This window comes from Staphylococcus sp. HMSC036D05 (assembly GCF_001836225.1).
GTDB classification, from domain to species: Bacteria; Bacillota; Bacilli; order Staphylococcales; family Staphylococcaceae; genus Staphylococcus; species Staphylococcus caprae.
Genome location: NZ_KV827781.1, coordinates 25,027 through 31,026, shown reverse-complemented (window position 1 = coordinate 31,026; position 6,000 = coordinate 25,027). Strand labels below are relative to the sequence as shown.

5 protein-coding genes are annotated in these 6,000 nt (G+C 35.0%); 2 read left to right on the top strand and 3 right to left on the bottom strand.

The features are described from left to right. Positions 1-54: 54 nt before the first annotated feature. The 3 genes from HMPREF2580_RS04965 to HMPREF2580_RS04955 form a co-directional block, all read right to left on the bottom strand. Positions 55-366 carry a rhodanese-like domain-containing protein gene (locus HMPREF2580_RS04965; RefSeq protein WP_070830804.1) on the bottom strand — a complete coding sequence of 104 codons (312 nt, stop codon included), beginning with the start codon at positions 364-366 and terminating at the stop codon, positions 55-57. Between the two features lie 23 nt (positions 367-389). After that, entirely contained in the window at positions 390-2,807 is a 2,418-nt protein-coding gene (leuS, locus tag HMPREF2580_RS04960; protein ID WP_176747467.1) for a leucine--tRNA ligase, read from the bottom strand. 292 nt (positions 2,808-3,099) lie between these two features. Then, positions 3,100-4,320, bottom strand: coding sequence for an MDR family MFS transporter (locus HMPREF2580_RS04955; protein ID WP_044466749.1), 1,221 nt, complete (start codon positions 4,318-4,320; stop codon positions 3,100-3,102). Positions 4,321-4,426: 106 nt separating this feature from the next. Here HMPREF2580_RS04955 and HMPREF2580_RS04950 point away from each other — a divergent pair, with 106 nt between their 5' ends. Both HMPREF2580_RS04950 and HMPREF2580_RS04945 read left to right on the top strand, forming a co-directional pair. Further along, positions 4,427-5,386, top strand: a complete 960-nt coding sequence (locus tag HMPREF2580_RS04950) for a tRNA modification radical SAM protein MnmL/YtqA (RefSeq protein ID WP_070830800.1) — start codon at positions 4,427-4,429, stop codon at positions 5,384-5,386. Further along, entirely contained in the window at positions 5,383-5,946 is a 564-nt protein-coding gene (locus HMPREF2580_RS04945) for a tRNA 5-(aminomethyl)-2-thiouridylate-methyltransferase MnmM (protein WP_070830798.1), read from the top strand. Before HMPREF2580_RS04950 ends, HMPREF2580_RS04945 begins: the two co-directional genes overlap by 4 nt. Positions 5,947-6,000: the final 54 nt, after the last annotated feature.

Here is a 6,000-nt window from a genome sequence, read left to right as displayed (position 1 = left end):
TGCTAAATTATATTTCTGTCCCACTCCCTAAAAAATTAAATCATTGTTAAAGACTTAAATACTATCGATTACAGTACCTTCGTCTCCCCATTCATTCATGCCGCCTTCAACATTTACTGCATGAATATCTTGTTCTTCTAAATATTGTACTACTCTTGCACTACGTGAACCTGCTGCACAAATAATGTAGTATGTTTCATCTTTATTGAAATCATTGACATGATGTGGAATTTCATCCATTGGAATCAGTTTAGCTCCAGGAATCACGCCAAGCGCTGTTTCTTCATTTGTGCGAACATCTACAATATTCACCGGATTTGAATCTAATATTTTTTTCTTTAATTCATCTACTGTAATTGATTCCATTTTGAATCTCTCCTTTATCTATATTATTTAGCAACGATATTAACTAATTTTTGAGGCACAGCAATCACTTTTTTGATCTCTTTACCTTCAATGCTCGCTTTAACATTATCATTAACTAAGGCTAAATCTTGCATTTCTTCTTTAGATAAATCTTTAGGAATGTTTAATTTAGCGCGTACTTTACCGTTGACTTGAACGACAATTTCAACTTCTTCATCTACAAGTAAACTTTCATCAAATGTAGGCCAAGGTTGATACGTAATTGTTTCATTATGTCCTAACTTGCTCCACAATTCTTCACCAATATGTGGTGCGATAGGTGCTAACATTTTCACGAAACCTTCGATATAAGGTTTATAAATCTCGTTAGCTTTATAACAATCATTGATAAATACCATTAATTGACTAATGGCAGTATTAAAGCTTAATGCATTAAAATCTTCAGTCACTTTCTTAACTGTTTGATTATAGACTTTATCTAATGATTTATCGTTAGAGTCTACAATCTTATTATTTAATGTGCCATCTTCAGTTACGATGAGTCTCCATACGCGATCAAGGAATCTTCTTGAACCATCTAAACCATTTTCGCTCCAAGCGATAGCAGCATCTAATGGTCCCATAAACATTTCGTATAAACGTAATGTGTCTGCACCATGTGAAGAAACGATATCATCAGGATTAATTACGTTTCCTTTAGATTTACTCATTTTTTCGTTTCCTTCGCCAAGAATCATACCTTGGTTATATAGTTTTTGGAATGGCTCTTTTGTAGGTACGACACCTAAATCGTATAACACCTTATGCCAGAATCTTGCATATAATAAATGAAGTACTGCGTGTTCAACCCCACCTATATATAAATCAACTGGTAACCAGTGTTTAAGCTTTTCAGGATCCGCAATCATCTTTTCATTATCTGGGTCGATGTAGCGTAAATAGTACCAACAACTTCCTGCCCATTGTGGCATTGTATTAGTTTCACGACGACCTTTCATGCCAGTTTTTTCATCAACGACATTAACAAAGTCATCAATATTTGCTAGTGGTGATTCACCAGTACCTGAAGGTTTAATTTCGTTCGTTTCAGGAAGTAATAATGGTAGGTCTTCCTCTGGTACTGTTGTCATTGAACCATCTTCCCAATGAATAATTGGAATTGGTTCACCCCAATAACGTTGTCTACTAAATAACCAGTCGCGAAGTTTGTAATTTACTTTTTTCTCACCCGCGCCTTTAGCTTCTAGTAATTCAATTGCTTTGCTAATGGCTGCTTCATTTTCAAGACCGTCAAGTTCACCTGAATTAACATGTTTACCCTCACCAGTGTATGCTTCTAATTGAACGTCTCCACCTTCAATCACTTCAATAATTGGTAAGTCAAATTTCTTAGCAAATTCATGGTCACGTTCATCATGTCCTGGAACAGCCATCACAGCGCCTGTACCGTATGTTGATAATACATAGTCCGCAATCCATATTGGTAATTTTTGACCAGAAAGTGGATTAATTGCATATGCACCAGTGAATACGCCTGTTTTACCTTTTGCTAAATCTGTTCGTTCTAAGTCTGATTTTTTAGATGCTTCTTCTTGGTAAGCTTTGACTTCTTCTAGTTTATCACTAGATGTAATTTTATTTACAAGTGAATGCTCAGGGCTTAACACAAGGAAAGTAGTGCCGAAGATTGTATCTGGACGTGTTGTGAATACGTCAATTTCATCATCTGTACCATCTACATTAAATGAAACTTTCGCCCCTTCAGAACGGCCAATCCAATTTCGTTGCATATCCTTAATTGACTCTGGCCAATCTAATTCGTCTAAATCTTCTAATAAACGATCTGCATATTCTGTAATTTTAAGGACCCATTGTTTCATAGGTTTACGATATACAGGATGTCCACCACGTTCTGATACACCATCTACCACTTCTTCGTTTGATAGAACTGTACCTAATGCAGGACACCAGTTAACTGCAACTTCATCTACATATGCTAAACCTTTATTATAAAGTTGAATAAAAATCCATTGTGTCCACTTGTAATACTCAGGGTCTGTCGTATTAACTTCTCTATCCCAATCGTAACTAAATCCTAATTCTTGGATTTGGCGTTTAAATGTTTGTACATTTTTCTTAGTAAATTCTCTAGGATCATTACCAGTATCTAATGCGTATTGTTCTGCAGGTAATCCAAATGCATCCCACCCCATCGGATGTAACACATTGTATCCTTGCATACGTTTATAACGAGAAATAATATCCGTTGCTGTATAACCTTCTGGATGACCTACGTGCAATCCAGCTCCAGATGGATAAGGAAACATGTCTAACGCGTAAAATTTCTTTTGACCTAAATTGTCACTTGTTTTAAATGTCTTGTTCTCTGCCCAGTAATCTTGCCATTTCTTTTCAATTTCCTTGTGATTGTAATTCAACACATTTCCTCCTATTTCATAAAAAGACACCTCTACTATTGGATTTAAAGGGACGACGATACTGCCGCGTTACCACCCTTATTCGCTAAGATAGCGCACTTCATTCTAATAGTTAGAGATGTCTCATTCAATTCATTAAATTATTGTAAGTCATTTAGTCCTTAACACTAGTTCTCACCTTTACTAGTTCTCTGTAGAAAAGCCTCTAAATACTTCTATCTATACATTTTTAATATTATGTTATAAAAGCCATTATTGCAAGTAGTTAAGGACTATTATTTATAATCAATGCGTATTATTTCGTAGCATTCGATTTTCTTCTAGGTCTTCGAGGTGTTTGGGATTCATTGTCATCTTTAGGCAAACCTCTATCAAAGATACTTAGGAAAATGAGGCCCACACATAATAAGACAATCATACCGATAAACATCATACTCATATTAAGTGTGTCTACAAGTACACCACCAATAAACGGACCAAAAGCTTTACCTACTGTTGAAGCAGAGTTTACAAATCCTTGATATTGTCCCTGTTTCCCTTCAGGCGCAAGTTTATTTGCGATTGTAGGTACTGCAGGCCATACAAACATTTCACCAAAAGTAAGAATAACCATTCCGACAACAAATATAGCAAAATGATGTGCGAAACTTGTAACTAAGAATGAACTCATAAAAATAAAAATACCAACAAACATTTGATGTTTTAAGTTTCCTCTTAATATAACAATTATAGGTCTAATTAAAGGCTGTGCTACAAGAATCATTATGCCGTTAATTGTCCATAGTACACTGTATTGTGACATCGAAATATTTATTGATTGCGTAAATGATGCAATTGTTGTCTCCCATTGAATATAGGCTATCCAACAAATCGCAAACATGGCACATATGAGCATCATTGCTGTAAAACGTTTTTTACTTTCCTTACTTTTTAAATCAATCGCATCTTGATGTTTTACCTTCGCATGAATTTCTAAATTAAATTGCGTAATCGCAACAAGCGCGAATAACACATACATCACTAAATTAGCTAAGAAAATATAATTAAAGCTAAATTCCGCTACAAATCCACCTAGTGCCGCACCCGCAGCAACACCGATGTTTTGCGCTAAATAAATGGCATTAAATGTTTGACGTCCCCCATTTGGCCATACTGCTCCGGCCATCGCATAAATTGCCGGGACAATCATACCGCCACCAAAACCTAGTAACACAAGCCAAACTGCATACCAAGGCCAACCGTGAAATAGATTTAATAATGTGGTACTGCACAAACATGTAAACGTACCTATTAAAATAGTTTTGTAGCCACCTAGTTTATCAAATAAGGTGCCCCCTAATAAGTTACCGACGACCATACCAAATGAATTAATCATTAAGACGATACCAGCTATTGTGAGACTCTTATGAAGCTCTTCCTTCATATAAATAGTGTTTAAAGGCCACAAAAAACTGGCGCCAGTGATATTTAAGGCCATGCCTATAACTAGCCACCAAACTGATTTAGGTATATTCATATCTTGAGTCCCTCTCTTTATGTTTTTCTCAATCTATAATAGACACTATAACACTAAAATATGTTAAAATCTGTACTTAGAACTAAAATAGAAAGGAAAATGTATTATGGGTAATTATTTCCCGTATGCTTTTGAAAATAAACGATATCAAACATGGAATTATCATTTAAAAAATAAATTTGGACAAAAAATATTTAAGGTGGCGCTTGATGGTGGTTTTGACTGCCCTAATAGAGATGGCACTGTTGCTCATGGTGGTTGTACATTTTGCTCAGCTGCAGGAAGTGGCGACTTCGCAGGTAACAGAGCTGATCCAATAGAAGTGCAATTCCAACAAATTAAATCACGTATGCATGAAAAATGGAGTGAAGGACAATACATTGCCTACTTCCAAGCCTTCACAAACACACACGCACCTGTAGAAGTGCTTAAGGAAAAATATGAACCAGTACTTAAAGAAGAAGGTGTCGTCGGTTTATCTATTGCAACCCGTCCTGACTGTTTACCTGATGATGTTGTTGAATATTTAGCAGAATTAAATGAACGAACGTATCTATGGGTTGAGTTAGGCTTACAAACTGTTCATCAAACTACTTCTGACTTAATTAATCGTGCACATGATATGCAAACGTATTACGAAGGTGTAGCTAAATTAAGAAAGCATAATATTAACGTATGTACGCATATCATTAATGGTTTACCAGGTGAGGACTATGACATGATGATGGAAACTGCTAAAGAAGTTGCACAAATGGATGTTCAAGGTTTTAAAATCCATTTACTTCACCTATTAAAAGGCACTCCAATGGTGAAACAATATGAAAAAGGCATGCTGGAGTTTATGAGTCAAGATGACTATACTCAATTAGTATGTGACCAACTTGAAGTGATTCCTCCCGAAATGATAGTACATCGTATCACTGGAGATGGACCTATTGATTTAATGGTTGGTCCAATGTGGAGTGTAAATAAATGGGAAGTTTTAAATGAAATTGATAACGAATTAGAACGTAGAGGCTCATACCAAGGTAAAAAATACGAACAAAAACAAAAGGTTCAATCATGAAATTAGAACGCATTCTCCCCTTTTCAAAGTCACTAATAGATAGCCATATTAACGATGAAAGCATAGTGATAGATGCCACTTGTGGTAATGGCAACGATACTTATTATTTAGCAAGTAAAGTTGAGCGTGGTTTCGTTTATGGATTTGATATTCAACAAGAAGCAATAGACAATACAAGATTGAAAATTGACGGTTTCGAAAATGTTAAATTAATTCTCGATGGTCACGAAAATATTAAAAAACATATTTCAAAAGAACATATTGGTAAAATTGATGCGGCAATATTTAATTTAGGTTACTTACCTAAAGGTAATAAAGCCATTGTGACTCATCCTGAGACTACTATTAAAGCGATTGAAAGTATCTTTGAACTATTGAGTGTAGAGGGAATTATTATTCTCGTTATTTATCACGGTCATGAAGAAGGTAAAATTGAAAGAGATGCTTTAATTGATTATTTAAGTCAATTTGATCAAAATCAAGCACACATATTACAATATCAATTTATTAATCAGAAAAACCATGCACCTTTCTTATGTGCAATCGAAAAACGAAATTAAAAAGTTAAAGATCTTATCCCCTCTTTTCGTAAGAAGGAATAAGATCTTTTTTAA

What these genes read in the sequence shown, in the direction of transcription:
- HMPREF2580_RS04945 (WP_070830798.1), top strand. Translation starts at nt 5,383, where the DNA reads ATGAAATTAGAACGCATTCTCCCCTTTTCAAAGTCACTAATAGATAGC.
- HMPREF2580_RS04965 (WP_070830804.1), bottom strand. Translation starts at nt 366, where the DNA reads ATGGAATCAATTACAGTAGATGAATTAAAGAAAAAAATATTAGATTCA.
- HMPREF2580_RS04950 (WP_070830800.1), top strand. Translation starts at nt 4,427, where the DNA reads ATGGGTAATTATTTCCCGTATGCTTTTGAAAATAAACGATATCAAACA.
- HMPREF2580_RS04955 (WP_044466749.1), bottom strand. Translation starts at nt 4,320, where the DNA reads ATGAATATACCTAAATCAGTTTGGTGGCTAGTTATAGGCATGGCCTTA.